Below are 19,010 nucleotides of genomic sequence, written 5' to 3' on the forward strand. Positions count from 1 at the left end.
TCTTCAGAGGTGGGCTTGGAACATGATCGGCTCGCTTGCAAAGCCGCGTGCTCCCGCGCAGGCGGGAGCCCAGAGCGGGGAGAGCCAAGGTCGGCGCCACATCGCTCTGGGTTCCCGCCTGCGCGGGGACACGGCGTGGTTATCCAAACAGGATCAATGCCTTAGAGTCTGTCCCGTTAGCGTGCATCAAACCCCTCGCCCAACAGGACGGACTCCAAGGGTCGGCCGACCTATGCTGCGTTGCATTCCCCGGACGCATCCGCCATTTGCGTGGGGGCACAGGATCAAGGGGATAGCGCGTGAACGTCAAGGTCGAGACATTGGTGCTGTTCGGCGCGACCGGCGATCTTGCCCACCGGATGCTTTTTCCCTCGCTCTACAACCTCCATGAGGACGGGCTGCTCGCCGATACGCTGACGATCGTCGGGTCGGGGCGCACCCGGCTGGACCGTGCCGCCTTCCACACCCAGGTGCGCGAGGCGCTGGCCGATCACCTGCCCGGGGATCGCCTCGACGCCGCGGCCCTCGACGGCTTTCTCGCGCGCATCGACTATTGCGCGGTCGATGCCGGCGCGGGCAGCGGCTACGACGATCTCGCCGCGTTGCTCGGCGAGCGGATGGCGCGGCCGATCGGCGTCTATCTGTCGACTCCGCCGTCGATGTTCGGCGCCATCGCGCAGGGGCTCGCCGCCGCGGGCATCGCCTGCGCCGAATGCCGGATCGCGATGGAAAAGCCGATCGGCCATGACCTCGCCTCGTCGCGCGCGGTCAACGAACAGGTCGCCAGCGCCTTTGCCGAGGATCATGTCTTTCGCATCGACCATTATCTGGGCAAGGAAACGGTGCAGAACCTGCTCGCGCTGCGCTTTGCCAACATGCTGTTCGAGCCGCTGTGGAACGCGCAGGCGATCGACCATGTCCAGATCACCGTCGCGGAGACGGTCGGGCTCGAAGGCCGCGTTTCCTATTACGACGGCGTCGGCGCGCTGCGCGACATGGTGCAGAACCACATGCTCCAGCTTCTCGCGATCATCGCGATGGAGCCGCCCGCGAGCGTGTCGGCGACCGCGGTGCGCGACGAGAAGGTCAAGCTGCTCCGCTCGCTGCGCCGGATGAGCGCCGCCGACGTCAAGGCGCACAGCGTCAAGGGACAATATGCGAGCGGCGCGGTCGACGGCGTCGCGGTCAAGGGCTATGCCGACGAGCTCGGCCATGCGTCGAACACCGAAACCTTCGTGGCGCTGAAAGCGTTCATCGACAATTGGCGGTGGAAGGGGGTGCCCTTCTATCTGCGCACCGGCAAGCGGATGCCGAAGCGCCAGTCGGAGGTGCTGATCCAGTTCAAGCCGGTGCCGCACAATATCTTCGCGCGGGTCGGTGCGGCCGGAAGGGGCGGCGATCTCGACGCGAACATGATGATCATCAACCTGCAGCCCGAGGAGAATATCCGCGTGACGGTGATGGCGAAGCAGCCCGGCCTCGACCGCGACGGGGTGAAGCTGAAGGAGGTGACGCTCGACGTGTCGCTTTCGCACAGCTTCGCCGGCGAACGACGGCGCATCGCCTATGAACGGCTGCTGCTCGACTTCATCGAGGGCGACCAGACGCTGTTCGTCCGCCGCGACGAGGTCGAGGCGCAGTGGGAATGGATCGACGCGATCCGCGACGCATGGGACGCCGTGGATCTCACGCCGCAGGCCTACACCGCCGGAAGCTGGGGACCGTCGAGCGCGATCGCGCTGATCGAACGCGACGGGGCAAGCTGGCATGATTGAGTCGCATCCTTCCCTTCTCCCCTTGGGGGAGAAGGATACGAAGTCTTGTCGCGCAGCGACTGGGCGGAGTTGGATGAGGGTCTCCGCCGTTGCTTTTGTCGCTGCCGTTCACACCCTCACCCAGCTTCGACTAGGCAGCAAGCTGCCAAGTCTGCGCATCCCTCTCCCCCAAGGGGAGAGGGGATTGGAATGCTCATGACCGACCTCCATCCCGCCGTCGCCGCCGTCACCGACCGCATCGTCCGTCGCAGCGCCCCGCGCCGCGCCGCCTATCTCGCGCTGATGCAGCGCCAGCGCGACGCGGGGACGAATCGCGGTGCGCTGTCGTGCAGCAACCTTGCGCACGGCTTCGCCGCGGCGGAGCAGGACAAGTCGGCGATCCGTGGCGGCGCGGCGATGAACATCGGCATCGTCAGCGCCTATAACGACATGCTGTCGGCGCATCAGCCCTATGGCCGCTATCCCGAACAGATCAAGGTGTTCGCGCGTGAGGCCGGCGCGACCGCGCAGGTCGCGGGCGGCGTTCCCGCGATGTGCGACGGGGTGACGCAGGGGCAGGCGGGGATGGAGCTGTCGCTGTTCAGCCGCGACGTCATCGCGCAGGGCACCGCGGTCGCGCTCAGCCACGCGATGTTCGAGGGTGCGCTGCTGCTCGGCATCTGCGACAAGATCGTCCCCGGCCTGCTGATCGGCGCGCTGCGCTTCGGCCATCTGCCGGTGATCCTCGTCCCCGCGGGACCGATGCCCTCGGGGCTCGCGAACCGGGAAAAGCAGCGTGTGCGCCAGCTCTATGCCGAGGGCAAGGCGAGCCGCGACGCGCTGCTGGAGGCGGAGGCCGCATCCTATCACGCGCCGGGCACCTGCACCTTCTACGGCACCGCGAACAGCAACCAGATGATGATGGAGATGATGGGGCTCCACGTCCCCGCCGCCGCCTTCGTCCATCCGGGCACGAAGCTGCGACAGGCGCTGACGCGCGCCGCGACCCACCGGCTGACGCGGATCGGCTGGAACGGCGACGATTATCGTCCGCTGGCGCGCTGCGTCGACGAAAAGGCGATCGTCAACGCGATCGTCGGCCTGCTCGCGACCGGCGGTTCGACCAACCATGCGATCCACCTGCCCGCGATCGCGCGCGCCGCCGGGATCGTCATCGACTGGCAGGATTTCGACGAGCTCAGCCATGTGGTGCCGCTGCTCGCGCGCGTCTATCCGAACGGCGCGGGCGACGTGAACCATTTCCACGACGCGGGCGGGACCGGCTTCGTCGTCCGCGAACTGCTGGGCGCGGGCCTGCTGCACGACGACGTGCTGACCGTCGGCGGCACGCTCGCCGATTATGCGTCGGAGCCCGTGCTGGCGGACGAGGAACTGCACTGGCAGGCCGCCCCGGCCGAGAGCCGCGACGACGCGATGCTGCGCCCGGTCGCGGCGCCCTTCTCGCCCGACGGGGGCATGCGCCTGCTCGCGGGCAACCTCGGCCGCGCGATCATCAAGACCAGCGCGGTGGCGGAGGATCGCTGGACGATCGAGGCGCCGTGCCGCATCTTCGACGATCAGGACCGGGTGCTCGCCGCGTTCAAGGCGGGCGAACTCGACCGCGACGTCGTCGTCGTCGTGCGCTTCCAGGGGCCGCGCGCCAACGGCATGCCCGAACTGCACAAGCTGACCCCGGCGCTCGGCGTCCTGCAGGATCAGGGCCATCGCGTCGCGCTGCTCACCGACGGCCGCATGTCGGGGGCGAGCGGCAAGGTGCCCGCCGCGATCCATTTGTCGCCGGAGGCGCTGCCCGGCTTCGACGGGGTCAGCGGCCCGCTCGCCCGTCTGAAGGACGGCGACATCGTCCGCATCTGTGCGCAGACGGGCGAGGTCGCGGCGCTGGTCGACGCCGCCGAATGGGCGGCGCGCCCGCCCGCCGCGCCGCCGCCGCCGCCCGGCCTCGGCGTCGGGCGCGAACTGTTCGCGCTGTTCCGCCTCCATGCCGACGAAGCCGAAAGGGGTGGCTCGGCGATCCTGGCGGCGATGGAGACCGTCGTCTAAATCCCGAAACCCCGTTTGTCCTGAGCTTGTCGAAGGACCGCTCTTTTCTTTAACGGGTTCAGAAAGAACGGCCCTTCGACAAGCTCAGGGCGAACGGAGATTGAAATGACCGATCGCAGCATCGCGCAGATCATGGCTCTGGCGCCGGTCATCCCGGTGATCGTCATCGACCGGGTCGCGGACGCCGTGCCGCTGGCCGAGGCGCTCGTCGCCGGCGGCCTGCCGGTGCTGGAGGTGACGCTGCGCACCCCCGCGGCGCTCGACGCGCTGACCGCGATGAAGGCGGTGACAGGCGCGGTCGTCGGCGCGGGCACCGTGCTCGACCCCGCGATGCTGGCGGGCGCGGTCGACGCGGGGGCCGAATTCATCGTCTCGCCCGGTCTTACCGAACCGCTCGGCCGGGCGGCGGTCGCGAGCGGCATTCCCTTCCTTCCCGGCGTGGCGAGTGCGGGCGATATCATGCGCGGGCTCGACCTCGGCCTGTCGCATTTCAAATTCTTCCCCGCCGCGACCAGCGGCGGCATCCCGGCGCTGAAGGCGCTCGCCGCGCCCTTCGGTATGGCGCGCTTCTGCCCGACCGGCGGCATCACCGCCGCGAGCGCGCCCGAATGGCTGGCGCTCGACCCGGTGCCGTGTGTCGGCGGCAGCTGGGTCGTGCCGCCGGGCCCGCTCGACCCCGCACGGGTCGAGGCGCTCGCGCGCGAAGCGGCGGCGCTCCGTCCCTGACCCTCGTCCCGGCTTTCGTCAGAGCGGCGAATCGGGCGCATTGATTAACCCCGTCTTTGCTGTCATCGTGCGACGAAAGGCGGCGCGACAGCCGCTGGTGGGGGAGATGCGCGTGCCGAGGCCGCAGCCGCATTTGGAAGAAGTCCTCGCGTCCGAACCCGGACCGCATATCGCCGCGCTCTTCGATTTCGACGGAACGATCATCGCCGGCTATTCGGCGACCGCGATGCTGCGCGAGAAGTTCCAGCGCCGCGAGATGTCGGTCGAGGAGATCGCCGAGACCGCGAACGTCATCGCGCAGCACAGCCTCGGCAACATCGGCTTTTCGGGCGTGATGTCGGCCGCCGCCAGGTTCATGAAGGGGGTCGACGAGGACAGCTTCGTCGAATTCGGCGAAGAACTCTACAAGAAGCATATCGCGCGCAAGATCTACCCCGAAACCCGCGCGATCATCGAGGCGCATCAGGCGAAGGGGCACCGCGTCGCGATCGTCTCGTCGGCGACCATCTACCAGATCGCGCCGACCGCGCGCGACCTCGGCATCGCCGACATCAAATGCTCGTCCTACGAGGTCGAGGACGGGGTCTTCACCGGCGAGATCATCCGCCCGCTGTGCTTCGGCGAGGGCAAGGTGCTGGCGGCCGAGGAACTGGCCGCCGAATATGGCCTCGATCTCGACCGGAGCTATTTCTATTCGGACAGCGACGACGACATCGAACTGCTCGAACGCGTCGGCAAGCCGCGTCCGCTCAACCCGAACCTCAAGCTCAAGGCGATTGCCGAGGAGCGCGGCTGGCCGGTCCAGCGCTTCGCCAGCCGCGGCACGCCGTCGTGGGTCGATTATACCCGCACCCTCTATGCGACCGGCTCGCTCGTCGGCGCCTTCGCCGCGGGATTGCCGATCTGGGCGCTGACCCGTTCGCAGCGCGAGGCGGCGAATTTCTCGATCGGCCTGTTCGGCGATTTCGCGACCGCGATCACCGGCGTCGAGCTGGAGGTGGAGGACGAAAAACACCTCTGGTCGGCGCGCCCCTGCGTCTTCATCTTCAACCACCAGAGCAAGGCGGACGTGATGATCCTCGCCAAGCTCATCCGCCGCGACATGGGCGGGGTGGGAAAGAAGGAGATCAAGGATATCCCCATATTGGGGAAGCTGATGGAATGGGGCGGCACCGTCTTCGTCGACCGCGCCGACGGCAAGAGCGCGATCAAGGCGATGGAGCCGCTGGTCGACGCGATAAGGGTCGAGGGCAAGTCGATCTGCATCGCGCCGGAGGGCACGCGCACGCTGACCCCGAAGCTCGGTGCGTTCAAGAAGGGCGCCTTCCACCTCGCGATGCAGGCGGGGGTGCCGATCGTCCCGATCGTCATCCACAACGCCACCGACGTCGCGCCCAAGAACGAGTTCGTGATGCGCCCCGCGACGGTGCGCGTCACCGTGCTGCCGCCGGTCGATACGTCGAAGTGGAGCGTCAAGACGCTGAACGCGCATGTCCGAGACGTCCGCAACCTGTTCCTGCGCACGCTGGGGCAGGAGGAGGAAGAAGGCGAGGCGGCCGAGGCGACGCCGCCGAAGAAGACCGCGCGTAAGGTCGCAGCCGCGAAGAAGGCGGCGCCAGGGAAAAAGCCGGCGACGAAGAAACTCTCCCCTCGAAAGGGAAGGACAGCCTAGGGCATGGATCACCGCGTCATTGCGAGCGTCGCGAAGCCATCTCCAGCCGTCGGACCTGGACCGTCTTTGCGAACCGGAGATTGTTTCGGCGCCACGCTTCTCGCACTGATGGGAGAGGGGTGAGGCCGTGGCCGACGGAACGCCCCGCGCGCCCGTCGCTTCGCAGGCCTCGGCGGCCGACCGCCTCTATATCATCGATGCCCGCAACCGGGTGGAGCGTCGCATCCTGCTCGACTGGGTCCACGCGACCGCCGGCGATCTGGGGGGCGAAGGCGCGCCGCGCTGGGTCAGTCTGGCGATCGCCGACGGCGACGAGGCGCTCGACCTCGATCCCCTTCGCGCCGGGCTGGCGGGCGGTCCGGCGCGCGAGGTGGTGCCGCTGCGCGTCGCGTGGCGCATCCCCGGCTTCGACCGCGACCGCGCGCTCAAATTCCGCCACCTGATCTTCGGCGACCCGCGCCAGCCGGGGCCGCTGCGTGCGCGCTTCATCCTGTGGCGCGACCGGCGCCGCGCGCAGATACTGGTCGGCGAAGCGGCGACGCAGGGCGCGCTCCAGGCGCGTTTCCTGTCGCAGACCGGCGGCGGCGACGGATGCGAATCGGGCGGCGCCGAGTTCGCGGGCTTCGTCGCGCGGCAGGCGGGACTCGCGCTCGACGTCGCCGAACGCGGCATCCGCGGCAGCCGCTACAAGGTGCCGCGCTTCGTCGCCGACAGCCTGCGCACCAGCCCGCAATTCCGCGCCGCGCTCGCCGACCTCGCGCAGCAGCTCGGCCGTCCCGTCGCCGACCTCTATCGCGAGGCACGGCCGCTGATGAAGGAGGTGATCGCCACCCCCGGCGCGCTGTTCCTCGATCTGCGCGCGCGGCTCGATCGCATGATGTTCGGCGGCTACGCGCCCGAAATGGAGGTCGACGCGGCCGAACTGGCGAAGCTGCGCTCGGTGCTGCGCGAACATCCCACCTGCATCCTGTTCACGCACAAGACCTATATCGACGGCGCGACGCCCAGCCGCCTGACCTATGAAAACGACATGCCGATGCTCCACAGTTTCGGCGGCGCCAACCTCGACTTCGCGGTGATGGGCACCTTCTTCCGCCGCTCGGGGATCATCTTCATCCGTCGCAGTTTTCAGGACCAGCCGGTCTACAAGCTCGTCCTGCGCCACTATATCGCGTGGCTTCTCGCCAAGCGCTTCCCGCTGTCCTGGGCGTTCGAGGGGACGCGGTCGCGGCTCGGCAAGCTGATGCCGCCCAAATATGGGCTGATGAAATATGTCCTCGACGCGGCGCATGCGACGGGGACGCGCGGCGTCCATTTCGTCCCCTTCGTCACCAGCTTCGACCTGATCCGCGATGTCGAGGAATATGCCGCCGAACAGGCCGGGCGCGTCAAGAAGCCCGAATCGCTGAGCTGGTTCCTCGGCTATCTGAAAAGCCTGAAACAGCCGTCTGGCCGCATCCGGATCGACCTTGGCGATCCAATCGTGATCGACGCGGCGCCCGGGCCGGAGGACAAGCGCGCGCTCGAGACCATCGCCTTCGCGGTCGCGGTCGAGGCGAACCGGGTGACGCCGCTGACCGTGACATCGGTGATGTGCCTGATGCTGCTGGGCGCCGCACCGCGCGGCGCGACCGCCGGAGAGGTGCTGGCGGGCATCGCCGCCGTCACCGCCTGGGCGCGGGCGCGCGGCATCCGCCTCAGCAAGGAGCTTGAAACCGGCGACGAGGCGGCGCTTTCGGCCACCGTCGACACGCTCGTCGCCAGCGGCCTCCTTGCCCGCTACGAGGCGGGGAGCGAGAATGTCTATTCGATCGACCCCGCCCGGCATCCGATGGCGAGCTATTACCGCAACATCATCGCGCACCACTTCCTCGACCGTGCGATGATCGAACTGGCGCTGTTCCAGCTTCGCGATGCCGACAGCCGCGATTCGACCGAGGCTTTCTGGGCCCGGGTCGACCGGCTGCGCGATCTGTTCAAGTTCGAATTCTTCTATCCGCCGCGCGACGAGCATCGCGCCGCGATCGAGGCCGAACTCGCGCGCATCGACCCCGCCTGGGCGAAGCGGCTGGCGAACGGCGACCGCGGCGTCGCGCAGCTCATCCGGCGCTGCCAGCCACTGGTCGGCCACGCGATCCTGCTGCCTTTCGCCGAAGCCTATTCGGTCGTCTCCGACATTCTCGCCCGCGCCCGTCCGGGCGACACGGTCGATGAAAAGGCGCTGATCGATACCGCCCTCGCCGAAGGCCGGCAGGCCTGGCTGCTGCGCCGGATCAGCAGCCAGGCGGCGATCGGCAAGCTGCTTTTCGCCAACGGCCTCGCGCTGATGCGCCACATGGGACTGGCGGGCCCTGCCACCCCCGACAGCCTCGGCGCGCGCCGCGCGCTGCTCGCGGAACTGCGCGGTCTCGCCAACGTCATGGAATCGATGCGCCTCGCGACGCTGGCGCTCGCGGACCGGCTGCCGGCTGCGGGAGAATGACGGTGGGTTATTCAACTTCGTCATTGCGAGCGGAGCGAAGCCATCCAGAGCGGTTTACGCGGGCTCTGGATTGCCGCGTCGCCTTCGGCTCCTCGCAATGACGATGGTTTAGGAGGAAGTGATGCTCAAGCAACTCAGCGCGCAGGACGCCCAGTTCCTCTACACGCAGACCGCGAACAATCTGACGCATATCATGGGGGTCTATATCTACGACCCCTCGACCGCGCCGGGCGGCTTCGTGCGATTCAAGGACATCATCCGCCACGTCGAATCCCGCGTCGACACCTCGCCGCTGTTCAAGCGCCGGCTGCACCGGCTGCCCTTCGACCTCGACCATCCCTATTGGGTCGAGGATGAGCATTTCGACATAGAAGCGCACATCAGCCACGCACGCCTGCCCGAGCCCGGCGACTGGCGCCAGTTCTGCATCGCGGTCGCGCGCTATCATTCGAAGCCGATGGACATGAACCGGCCGCTCTGGGACATCTACGTGATCGAGGGGCTCGACCGCATCCCCGGCATCCCGAAGGGCAGCTTCGCGATGCTGCACCGCGTCCATCATGCCGCGGTCGACGGCGCATCGGGCGCCCACGCCTTCATCGCGATGAGCGACATCGACGCGAAGGGCACCCCCGCGATCGCCGAGCCGCCGCCGGTCGAGGACCTCGGCCAGGCGCCGTCGGGGGCGGAGGCGGCGGCGCGCGCGTGGGCGGCATCGCTGCAATCGCCGGTCAAGTTCATGAACGCGCTGATGAAGATGTCACCGGCGATCATGGCCTCGGCGCGCAAGTCGATCAGCGAGGGCGGGATGGCCGCGGGCGTCCCCGAAACGCGCTTCAACGTCGCGGTCGGCCCGCACAAGATGTTCGACGGCACCACCGTCGCGCTCGCCGATGTCGGGGCGGTGCGCCGCAAGGTGCCCGGCGCGACGGTCAATGACGTCGTCATCGCGACCGTCGGCGGCGCGCTTCGCAAATATCTGGACCGGCACGGCGAGCTGCCGAAGGAAAGCCTCGTCGCGGTCGCGCCGATCAACCTGCGCGGCAAGGAGAAGGCGGCGGGAAAGGCATCGACCCCGGGCAACCAGGTTTCGGCGATGAGCGTTCCGGTGCGAACCGACATCGCCGATCCGCTCGAACGGCTCGCCGCGATCCGCGACTATACGGTCGAGGCGAAGGAGGCGAAGGCCGGGGTCAGCGCGCGGATCATGACTGACCTGTCGCAGCATATCCCCGGCGCGACGATGGCGGCGGTCGCGCGCATCGTGACCAGCGAGCGCTTTGCGGTGCGCGGCACCAACCTGTTCATCTCGAACGTCCCCGGCGCGCAGGTGCCGCTCTATCTCGCCGGGGCGCAGCTCGTGCAGCAGCACGGCCTCGCGCCGCTCGCCAACAACATGGGGCTGTTCATCGCGACGCCGAGCTACAACGGCCGCATCGCCTTTTCGATCATCTCCGAACGCGCGATCCTGCCCGACATCGCCTTCTTCCGCCAATGCATCGACGACAGCTTTGCCGAACTGATGGCGGCGGAGCCCGCGGCGGAGAAGCCGAAGGCCGTTACGGCAAGGCCGAAGGCGCCGGCGCGGCCCAGGGCAAAGGCCAAGGCCCCCGCGAAAGGCCGGGCGAAATCGGTTGCCAAAGGCAACGCGACCGGCAAGACTCGCAAGAAATAGCCGACGCAGGACCAGATATGCTCTTTACCCCGACGCTCAGTGCCGACCGTGACCTCGCGACCGCCGCCGATTATCGCCAATGGTCGCAGGCCGCGCAGGAGCATGACCGCAAGTCGGGGGCGCTGGCGTGGCGCAACGCCGACGAAAGCGGCAATTTCGACTATCGCGCGATCCGCGCCCGGCTCGAAAGGCTGCAGGCGCTGTCGGCGGCGAACGACGTCAAGGGGCTGCTCTTCGTCCTCAACGAGGGCATCCACGGCAACATCGACGGCATGGGGCACGAACGCCTCTATCAGAAATCGCGCTTCGGCACGAAGCGGCTGATCGAGGATTATATCGCCGCTGTCGTGTCCGCGCTCGACCGGATCGCCGCCTCGCGCGCGATCCCGCGCGACGAAAAGCGCGATTTCTTCCGCCGCGCCCAGCATTGCTACGGCCGTTCGGCGCTGCTGCTGTCGGGGTCGGGCGCCTTCCTCTATTTCCATGTCGGCGTCGTGCGCGCGCTGTGGTCGGAGGGCGTGCTGCCGAACATCCTCGCCGGGTCGAGCGGCGGCTCGATCGTCGCCGCGATCATCTGCACGCGCAAGGATGCGGAGATCGGCGCCTTCCTGGAGGGCGACAGCCTCGCCAACCCCGACCGCGACCCCGAACTGCGCCGGCTGGCCGCCGACGAGGTGCGCGACCGGCTCGCCGCGCTGATCCCCGACCTGACCTTCCAGCAGGCGTTCGAGATCAGCGGCCGTCACCTCAACGTCTCGGTCGCGCCGGCCGAAAAGCACCAGAACGGCCGCCTGCTCAACGCGATCACCGCGCCCAACGTGCTGATCCGCGAGGCGGTGCTCGCCTCGTGCGCGGTGCCGGGGGTGTTTCCGCCGGTGACGCTGATGGCGCGCGACGACCGGGGCGAGCGCGTGCCCTATCAGCCCGACCGGCGCTGGGTCGACGGGTCGGTGACGCACGATATTCCGACCAAGCGGCTCGAACGCCTCTATGGCGTCAATCATCATATCGTCAGCCAGGCGAACCCGCTCGCGCTGCCCTTCGCGACCGACACGCGCAAGCAGATGGCGCCGATCGAGGCGATCCAGCACGCGTCGATGATGACCTTCAAGGCGTGGCTCAACGCCAATATGGTGATCTTCCAGAAGCCGCTCGAACTGCTGCCGCCGCTCAACAGCCTCGCCAACATGGCGCGTTCGGTGATCAATCAGGAATATACCGGCGACATCAACATCATCCGCCCGCCCAAATTCTGGTCGCCGACCAAGATATTGAGCGACCTCGACCAGGCAGAGATCGACGAACTGATCGACACCGGCCAGCGCGCCGCCTGGCCGAAGATCGAGATGGTGCGCACCCAGACCGCGATCAGCCGCGCGCTCGATGCGATCCTCGCGCGGATCGATAAGGGCGGCGACGACGGTCCCGGCCATCGCGCCTCGGCGCTCAAGCAGCCGGTGCGCTGACGTGGCGGCGGTGACGCTGCCGGCGGGGTCCGCGGCGGCGGGCGCCCGGCTGCACGTCACCGACTGGCCGTCCGCGGCGCCGCCGAAGGCGGTCGTGCTGCTCGCCCACGGCTATGCCGAGCATGCGGGGCGTTACGAGCATGTCGCGCGGCGGCTGAACGCCGCCGGCTATGCGGTCGAGGCCGTCGATCACTGGGGCCACGGCCGGTCGGACGGCGAGGGCGGTTTCGTGCCGCGCTTCTCGGCCTATCTCGACGGCATGACCGAACTGCTCGCGCGCGTCGAGGAAGAGCATCCGGGTGTGCCGCGCCTGCTCCTCGGCCACAGCATGGGCGGGCTGATCGCGACGCTGTTCCTGATCGAGCGGCAGGACGCGTTCGCCGCCGCCGCGCTCTCCGGCCCCGCGATCATGCCCGCCGCGCCGCCGTCGCGCGTCACGGTCGCGCTCAGCCGCTTCCTGTCGCGTTTCTTTCCGCGCCTCGGCGTGCTGGCGCTCGACGCGAACGGCGTCAGCCGCGATCCGGCGGTGGTCGCCGCCTATCTCGCCGATCCGCTCGTCTACACCGGCAAGATCGGCGCGCGGCTCGGCAAGGAACTGATGGACGCGATGGCGGCCGCGCAGGCGGGCGCCGCCCGGATCACGCTGCCGATCCTGTTCCAGCACGGCGACGCCGACAGCCTCGCCGCGCCCGACGGCTCGCGCTATCTGTTCGATCATGTGTCGTCGGCGGACAAGCTGCTGAAAATCTATCCCGGCCTGTTCCACGAAATCTATAACGAGCCCGAACGCGACGCGGTGCTCGACGAGCTGATCGGCTGGTTCGACGCGCATGTGGGGGCTCGATAAGCCCTTCCCCCGAAAGACAGGGGCCAAGGAGACGCCATGAAAATCCTTCTCATCCTCGTCTTCGCACCGCTGATCGCGCTGGCGCTGCTCTATTTCCTCTTTCCCGGCCGCCTCGTCGCGCTCGGGCGCTGGCTGCTGCGACGCCGCGGCGGCACGGTGCAGAAAAGCGTCACCGTCGAGGGCCGTGCCTGGCCCTATCTGGAGGGGGGCGACCCGGCGAAGCCGACGCTGCTGCTTGTCCACGGCTTTTCGGGGGACAAGGACAATTGGTCGTTCCTCGCGCCCTATCTGACGCGCGACTATCATGTCGTCGCGCCCGACCTGCCGGGCTTCGGAGAGAATGAGCGCAACCCGGCGCTCGCCTACGACATCGCGGCGCAGACCGCGCGGTTGAAGGCCTTCGCCGCCGCGCTGGGCCTGCAGCGACCGCATATCGCGGGCAACAGCATGGGCGGGTGGATCGCGCTGCGCTATGCGCTCGACTATCCCGACGCGCTCGCCAGCCTGATCCTGCTCGACAATGCCGGAGTCAACGGCACGAACGAGAGCGACCTTCAGAAACAGGCCGCGAACGAGGATTACAACCCGCTCGTCCTCGCCAGTCTGGAGGACGCCGACCGGCTGGTGGCGATGGTCGTCCACAAGCCGCCCCATATCCCCCAGCGGCTCAAGCCCGTCCTCTACGCCGACGCGCTTCGCTACCGCGACCAGCTCGACGCCGCCTTCTGGGTGATCGCGACCGAGATGCGCGACCATCCGCTCAACGACCGCCTCGGCGAGGTGAAGGTGCCGACGCTCATCATCTGGGGCCGCCACGACCGGCTGATCGACGTGAGCTGCGTCGCCGAACTCGAACGCGGCATCGCGGGCAGCCGCAGCCATGTCTTCGAGCATGTCGGCCACGTCCCGATGGTCGAGGATCCCAAGGCGACCGCCGCGGTGATGCGGGAGTTTCTTGCCAAGCCCTGAAACGCGCGCCACTCTCTTCCAGAACAGGGGAGGGGAGAGGCACATGCGCCTGAAGGTGGGGCTGCTCGGCGGGGGAAGCTGGGGGACGACGGTCGCGTCGCTGGTGTCGCGCAACGCGCCGATCACCCTGTGGGCGCGCGACGCCGAAACGGTCGACGGCATCAACCGCGATCGCGAGAATCGCAAATATCTTCCCGGCATCAAGCTGCCCCCGGCGCTCCGCGCCACCGCCGATCTGGGCGAGGCGGTGGCGGGCGCCGACGTGCTGGTGATGGGCGTTCCCTCGCACAGCTTCCGCGCGGTGCTGGAGGAGGCGCGCCGGCATTTGCGCCCGTGGGTGCCGGTGATCAGCCTGACCAAGGGGCTCGAACTCGCGTCGGGCAAGCGGATGACCGAGCTGATCGAGGAGGTGCTGCCCGGTCACCCGGTCGGCGTCCTCACCGGTCCCAATCTGGCGCGCGAGATCATGAGCGGGCAGGCGGCGGCGAGCGTCCTGTCGATGGCGGACGAGATCGTCGTCCGCGCGCTCCAGCCCGTTTTCCATTCGGGTCTGTTCCGCGTCTACACCAACACCGACCTGCTGGGCTGCGAACTGGGCGGGGTGCTCAAGAATATCGTCGCGATCGCGGTCGGCATGGGCGACGGGCTGGGGGCGGGCGACAACACCCGCGCCGGGCTGATGACGCGCGGGCTGGCGGAGATCACGCGGCTGGGCGTCGCGATCGGCGGGCGCGCGGAAACCTTCGCCGGCCTTACCGGCATGGGCGACCTGATCGCCACCTGCACCAGCCCGCTGTCGCGCAATCGCCATGTCGGCGTCGAACTGGGCAAGGGGCGGCCGATCGACGCGATCATCGCCGACATGCACATGGTCGCCGAAGGCGTGAAGAGCGCGCCGACCGTCATGGCGCTCGCCGACCGCTACGGCATCGCCATGCCGATCGCGCGCGACGTGTCCGACGTCACGCAGGGCCGGCGGACCGCGATGGAGGTGTTTCGCGGCCTGCTGAAATCGACCGTCGGCGACGAGGCGCATCCGGGCTGACGGGTTCAGGGCGAACGGTGCACTTTATCGTGCGATTCTCTAAACCCCGCCCTCGGCCAGTAGCGCCTTCGCCTCCTCGCCCTGCCAGTCGATCGCGCCGATCACCCGCCACAGCTCGCGCCCCTGCGCGTCATAGAGGATCGAGGTCGGCAGCGCACTGCCCGCCGCGTCGAGCAGGCCGTTCTGCGGATCGACATAGGGTTGCAGCGCCTTCAGCTTCGCCTTCTGGAACCAGGGATCGACGATCTCTGCGCCTTGCAGGTCCTGCGCGACCGCGATCACGGCCAGCCGGTCGCCGCGCTCCGCGGCCAGCGCGTCGAGCGTCGGCATTTCGGCGACGCACGGCGCGCACCACGTCGCCCACAGGTTGACGAGCAGCGGACGCCCGCGGAACGCCGCCAGCGTCACCGGCGCGTCGTCGGGGCCGCGGAAGGTCGCGGTCGGCGCCGCCTTGCCCGCCTGGCCGCGATCGACCTGATGCACGAAATGCGCGGCGTCCGCCGCCGCTTCGCCTGCCGAAACATTTGCTTGCGGCGTCGCCGCTTGCTCCGCGCCGGGCTTTTCCCTATCGCAGCCCGCGACCGCCCCCGCGAGCAGCAGGGCGATCAGCACGGTTTTCGGATCTGGGACGCGGCGAATGGCGGATTCTCCCGATAAGAGCAGCATGTGGGGTGGCCGCTTCGGTGGCGGACCCGCCGCGGTCATGCAAGAGATAAACGCTTCGATCCCCGTCGACAAACGCTTGTGGGAAGAAGACATCGCCGCGAGCCGCGCGCACGCCGCGATGCTCGGCGCGCAGGGGATCATCGCCGCCGCCGACGCCGCGACGATCGACGCCGGGCTCGCGCAGATCGCCGGGGAATTCGCGGCGGGCGGCGTGCCGGTCGACCTCGCGCTCGAGGATATCCACATGACCGTCGAATCGCGGCTGAAGGAGCTGGTCGGCGAGCCCGCAGGGCGCCTCCACACCGCGCGCTCGCGCAACGATCAGGTCGCGACCGATTTCCGCCTGTGGGTCCGCACCGCCTGCGACCGTATCGACGCGGGACTGAAGGCGCTTCAGGCCGCGCTGCTCGCCCGCGCCGACGAGCATGCCGACAGCATCATGCCCGGCTTCACCCATTTGCAGGTCGCGCAGCCGGTGACGCTCGGCCACCATCTGCTCGCCTATGTCGCGATGTTCGGCCGCGACCGGGGCCGTTTTGCCGACGCGCGCGCGCGGCTCAACGAATCGCCGCTCGGCGCCGCCGCGCTCGCGGGCACCGGCTTCCCGGTCGATCGCCATGCCACCGCCGCCGCGCTCGGCTTCGATCGGCCGATGGCGAACAGCATCGACGCGGTGTCCGACCGCGACTTCGCGCTCGAATATTGCGCCGCCGCCTCGATCGCCGCGATCCACCTGTCGCGCCTTGCGGAGGAGGTGGTGATCTGGGCGAGCCAGCCCTTCGGCTTCGTGTCCTTGCCCGACGCCTGGTCGACCGGCAGTTCGATCATGCCGCAAAAGCGCAACCCCGACGCCGCCGAACTGGTGCGCGGCCGCGCCGGGATGCTGCTCGGCGCCTTCCAGCGGCTCGCGGTGATCGTCAAGGGGCTGCCGCTCACCTATTCGAAGGACCTTCAGGACGACAAGGAGACGGTGTTCGGCGCCTTCGACGCGCTCGCGCTGTCGCTTGCGGCGATGACCGGCATGGTCGAAACGCTCGCCTTCCGCACCGACCGGATGCGCGCGCTCGCCGCCTCGGGCTTCTCGACCGCGACCGACCTCGCCGACTGGCTGGTGCGCGAGGCGGGGGTGCCGTTCCGCGAAGCGCACCATATCGTTGGCGCCTGCGTGAAACGATCCGAGGAGCTCGGCGTTGAGCTTTCGGCGTTGCCGGCCGACGAAGCGGCGACAATCCATGCCGCGGTGACGCCGGCGGCGCTCGCCGCGCTCACCGTCGAAGCGTCGGTCGCCAGCCGCGCCAGCTATGGCGGCACCGCGCCCGAGCGGGTAAGAGAAGCCGTCGCGGCCGCCCGCGCCGCGCTGGAGGATTAGGATGACGGCACAGCGTTCCATCATCGCGGCCGCACTGGCCGGCGTCGCGCTTGCCGCGGCGCTTGGCGCGTGCGGCAAGAAGGAAGATTTGAAGCCGGTCGCCGGCCAGCCGCCCGCCGCCCTGCCGGTCGGGGCGACGCGGGCGCCCACCACGCAGGAGCTGACGACGCCTGACGCGCAGGCCAAACCCGCGCGCAGCGACGAACTTCTCAAACGCTCCGAACAACGCGAACCCGACGATTTCGACCTTCCGCCCCCGGGCTGAGTTCAGAATCTTCCCTTGCAGTCCGTTCGTGTCGAGCGAAGTCGAGACACCCATCGGCCTCGGGCCGTTCGTCGGGGGCATCTCGACTTCGCTCGATGCGAACGGGGAAGGGAAGCTACCCAAGGATCTTCCAGATGGACCATTTTCAATATCGTGACGGCGTCCTCCACGCCGAGGACATTCCCCTGCCGCGCATCGCCGAGGAGATCGGCACCCCCGTCTATGTCTATTCGCGCGCGACGCTCGAGCGCCATGCGCAGGTGTTCCGCGACGCGTTGAAGGACGTGCCGAAGAAGCACATCGCCTTCGCGATCAAGTGCAACCCCAACCTCGGCGTGCTGCGCGTCCTCGCGCGGCAGGGCTATGGCGCCGACGTCGTGTCGGGCGGCGAGCTCGAACGCGCGATCGCCGCGGGCATGGCGGCGGAGGACATCGTCTTTTCGGGCGTCGGCAAGACGCGCGCCGAGCTGGCGCTCGGGCTCGACCGCGGGATCGGCCAGTTCAACATCGAGCATGAAGCCGAAGGCGTCGCGCTGGCCCAGATCGCGCTGGCGAAGGAAATGACCGCGCGCGCGGTGCTGCGCGTCAACCCCGACGTCGACGCCGGCACCCACGCCAAGATTTCGACCGGCAAGGCCGAGAACAAGTTCGGCGTCGGCATCGACGTCGCGCCGGAGATATTCGGCCGACTCGCGGGCCTTCCGGGGCTTCAGATGCGCGGTATCGCGCTCCACATCGGCAGCCAGCTCACCAGCCTCGACCCGCTCGAAGCGGCGTTCGAGCGCGCCGGCCGCCTTGTTGCCGACCTGCGCGCGGCGGGGCACAGCATCACCCACGTCGACCTCGGCGGCGGTCTCGGCGTGCCCTATCGCCCCGACGACAATCCGCCGAGCCCGGCCGAATATGGCGCGATGGTCGCGCGCGTAACCAAGGACTGGGACGTCACCCTGCTGTTCGAGCCCGGCCGCGTGATTGCGGGCAACACCGGCGTGCTGCTGACCGAGGTGCTGTGGGTCAAGCCCGGCGCGACCAATCCCTTCGTGATCGTCGATGCCGCGATGAACGACCTTGCACGCCCGGCGCTCTACGATGCGTATCATGATTTCGTCGCGGTGAAGCCGACCGGGGACAAGATGACCGCGTCGATCGTCGGCCCGGTGTGCGAGACCGGCGACACCTTCGCGCGCGACCGGTTGGTCGACGCGGTGGAGGCGGGCGACCTCGCCGTCTTCCGCACCGCGGGCGCCTATGGCGCGACGATGGCCTCGACATACAACAGCCGCAGCCTCGTGCCCGAGGTGCTGGTGGACGGCGACCGCTACATCGTCGTCGCCGACCGCATCGCCGCAGGGACGATCATGGCCGCCGAGCGCGTGCCGGACTGGATCGACTGATCCTCCCCGAAACGGGGAGGGGGATCATGCGCAGCATGGTGGAGGGGCACAGGCGGTCTGCCTTGCTGTCGAGAGGAAATATTTGGTCGCACCTGCCCCTCCACCACCTTCGGTGGTCCCCCTCCCCCTGCGGGGGAGGATTTGCTAGATAGTCCCCCATGCGCCAGCTTCCTATCTTCCTGAACCTTTCCGGCCGCACGGTCGTGCTGGTCGGGGAAGGCGAGGCGGCCGATGCCAAAGCGCGGCTGATCGGGCGCGCCGGGGGTCGGGTCGTCCCGGCATGGGAAGCGGGCGCGACGATTGCCTTCGTCGCGCTCGACAAGGGGGCCGAAGCGGTCGCCGCCGACCTTCGCGCCCGCGGCCTGCTCGTCAATGTCGTGGACCGTCCCGACCTGTGCGACTTCACCACCCCCGCGATCGTCGACCGCGCGCCGGTCACCATCGCGGTCGGCACCGGCGGCGCTTCGGCGGGTCTCGCCAAGGCGGTGCGCCAGCGTATCGAGGCGCTGCTCCCCGCGCGTCTTGGCGCGCTCGCGGCTGCGCTCCACGTCGCGCGCGGCGCGATGAAGGCGCGCTGGCCCGCCGCCGCCGACCGCCGCCGCGCGATCGACGCCGCGCT

The 19,010-nt window shown here is 68.8% G+C and carries 15 protein-coding genes; 14 read left to right on the forward strand and 1 reads right to left on the reverse strand.

What is annotated here, in order from left to right; genetic code table 11:
• Positions 1-359 precede the first annotated feature (359 nt).
• From zwf to SGR02S_RS15435, 10 genes are all read left to right on the forward strand, one after another.
• The gene (gene zwf / locus SGR02S_RS15390; RefSeq protein WP_067111816.1) at positions 360-1,775 is read left to right on the forward strand and encodes a glucose-6-phosphate dehydrogenase; all 1,416 of its coding nucleotides are present in this window, start codon (positions 360-362) and stop codon (positions 1,773-1,775) included.
• Between the two features lie 195 nt (positions 1,776-1,970).
• Positions 1,971-3,815 carry a phosphogluconate dehydratase gene (gene edd / locus SGR02S_RS15395; RefSeq protein WP_067111819.1) on the forward strand — a complete coding sequence of 615 codons (1,845 nt, stop codon included), beginning with the start codon at positions 1,971-1,973 and terminating at the stop codon, positions 3,813-3,815.
• Between the two features lie 105 nt (positions 3,816-3,920).
• Positions 3,921-4,541, forward strand: coding sequence for a bifunctional 4-hydroxy-2-oxoglutarate aldolase/2-dehydro-3-deoxy-phosphogluconate aldolase (gene eda / locus SGR02S_RS15400; protein WP_067111784.1), 621 nt, complete (start codon positions 3,921-3,923; stop codon positions 4,539-4,541).
• A gap of 106 nt (positions 4,542-4,647) precedes the next feature.
• A complete protein-coding gene (locus tag SGR02S_RS15405; RefSeq protein ID WP_067111787.1) occupies positions 4,648-6,213 on the forward strand; it encodes an HAD-IB family hydrolase in 1,566 nt (521 codons plus the stop codon).
• A gap of 127 nt (positions 6,214-6,340) precedes the next feature.
• Positions 6,341-8,695, forward strand: a complete 2,355-nt coding sequence (locus SGR02S_RS15410) for a glycerol-3-phosphate 1-O-acyltransferase (RefSeq protein ID WP_067111790.1) — start codon at positions 6,341-6,343, stop codon at positions 8,693-8,695.
• Positions 8,696-8,816: 121 nt separating this feature from the next.
• Positions 8,817-10,370, forward strand: a complete 1,554-nt coding sequence (locus tag SGR02S_RS15415) for a wax ester/triacylglycerol synthase family O-acyltransferase (RefSeq protein ID WP_067111792.1) — start codon at positions 8,817-8,819, stop codon at positions 10,368-10,370.
• Positions 10,371-10,387: 17 nt separating this feature from the next.
• The gene (locus SGR02S_RS15420; protein WP_067111795.1) at positions 10,388-11,836 is read left to right on the forward strand and encodes a DUF3336 domain-containing protein; all 1,449 of its coding nucleotides are present in this window, start codon (positions 10,388-10,390) and stop codon (positions 11,834-11,836) included.
• Position 11,837: 1 nt separating this feature from the next.
• On the forward strand, positions 11,838-12,683 hold the full coding sequence (locus SGR02S_RS15425) for an alpha/beta hydrolase (protein ID WP_255211496.1): 846 nt from the start codon (positions 11,838-11,840) through the stop codon (positions 12,681-12,683).
• Between the two features lie 36 nt (positions 12,684-12,719).
• Entirely contained in the window at positions 12,720-13,652 is a 933-nt protein-coding gene (locus tag SGR02S_RS15430) for an alpha/beta fold hydrolase (protein WP_067111798.1), read from the forward strand.
• Positions 13,653-13,695: 43 nt separating this feature from the next.
• Positions 13,696-14,697 carry an NAD(P)H-dependent glycerol-3-phosphate dehydrogenase gene (locus tag SGR02S_RS15435; RefSeq protein ID WP_067111801.1) on the forward strand — a complete coding sequence of 334 codons (1,002 nt, stop codon included), beginning with the start codon at positions 13,696-13,698 and terminating at the stop codon, positions 14,695-14,697.
• Positions 14,698-14,736: 39 nt separating this feature from the next.
• On the opposite strand, the gene SGR02S_RS15440 is transcribed toward SGR02S_RS15435, so the two are convergent.
• Positions 14,737-15,363: a TlpA family protein disulfide reductase gene (locus SGR02S_RS15440; RefSeq protein ID WP_067111804.1), complete on the reverse strand. Its 627-nt coding sequence runs from the start codon at positions 15,361-15,363 to the stop codon at positions 14,737-14,739.
• Between SGR02S_RS15440 and argH the strand changes: the two genes are divergently transcribed.
• The 4 genes from argH to SGR02S_RS15460 form a co-directional block, all read left to right on the forward strand.
• Positions 15,362-16,732 (forward strand): argininosuccinate lyase, encoded by a 1,371-nt coding sequence (gene argH, locus SGR02S_RS15445; protein WP_067111807.1) that lies wholly within the window; start codon positions 15,362-15,364, stop codon positions 16,730-16,732. The two genes, SGR02S_RS15440 and argH, sit on opposite strands and share 2 nt — an antisense overlap.
• A gap of 1 nt (position 16,733) precedes the next feature.
• Complete coding sequence (locus SGR02S_RS15450) at positions 16,734-16,997, forward strand: hypothetical protein (RefSeq protein WP_067111811.1); 264 nt, start codon at positions 16,734-16,736, stop codon at positions 16,995-16,997.
• Between the two features lie 134 nt (positions 16,998-17,131).
• Positions 17,132-18,391, forward strand: coding sequence for a diaminopimelate decarboxylase (lysA, locus tag SGR02S_RS15455; protein ID WP_067111813.1), 1,260 nt, complete (start codon positions 17,132-17,134; stop codon positions 18,389-18,391).
• Between the two features lie 158 nt (positions 18,392-18,549).
• Positions 18,550-19,010: precorrin-2 dehydrogenase/sirohydrochlorin ferrochelatase family protein (locus tag SGR02S_RS15460; RefSeq protein ID WP_169799698.1), on the forward strand; the 461-nt coding region annotated here is incomplete at its 3' end.

The organism is Sphingopyxis granuli NBRC 100800, assembly GCF_001591045.1.
Classification (GTDB): domain Bacteria; phylum Pseudomonadota; class Alphaproteobacteria; order Sphingomonadales; family Sphingomonadaceae; genus Sphingopyxis; species Sphingopyxis granuli.

Bases quoted from the DNA above. Each gene is read 5' to 3' on its own strand.
- zwf (WP_067111816.1), top strand. From the start codon at position 360: ATGCTTTTTCCCTCGCTCTACAACCTCCATGAGGACGGGCTGCTCGCC.
- edd (WP_067111819.1), top strand. From the start codon at position 1,971: ATGACCGACCTCCATCCCGCCGTCGCCGCCGTCACCGACCGCATCGTC.
- eda (WP_067111784.1), top strand. From the start codon at position 3,921: ATGACCGATCGCAGCATCGCGCAGATCATGGCTCTGGCGCCGGTCATC.
- SGR02S_RS15405 (WP_067111787.1), top strand. From the start codon at position 4,648: ATGCGCGTGCCGAGGCCGCAGCCGCATTTGGAAGAAGTCCTCGCGTCC.
- SGR02S_RS15415 (WP_067111792.1), top strand. From the start codon at position 8,817: ATGCTCAAGCAACTCAGCGCGCAGGACGCCCAGTTCCTCTACACGCAG.
- SGR02S_RS15420 (WP_067111795.1), top strand. From the start codon at position 10,388: ATGCTCTTTACCCCGACGCTCAGTGCCGACCGTGACCTCGCGACCGCC.
- SGR02S_RS15430 (WP_067111798.1), top strand. From the start codon at position 12,720: ATGAAAATCCTTCTCATCCTCGTCTTCGCACCGCTGATCGCGCTGGCG.
- SGR02S_RS15435 (WP_067111801.1), top strand. From the start codon at position 13,696: ATGCGCCTGAAGGTGGGGCTGCTCGGCGGGGGAAGCTGGGGGACGACG.
- argH (WP_067111807.1), top strand. From the start codon at position 15,362: ATGTGGGGTGGCCGCTTCGGTGGCGGACCCGCCGCGGTCATGCAAGAG.
- SGR02S_RS15440 (WP_067111804.1), bottom strand. From the start codon at position 15,363: ATGCTGCTCTTATCGGGAGAATCCGCCATTCGCCGCGTCCCAGATCCG.
- SGR02S_RS15450 (WP_067111811.1), top strand. From the start codon at position 16,734: ATGACGGCACAGCGTTCCATCATCGCGGCCGCACTGGCCGGCGTCGCG.
- lysA (WP_067111813.1), top strand. From the start codon at position 17,132: ATGGACCATTTTCAATATCGTGACGGCGTCCTCCACGCCGAGGACATT.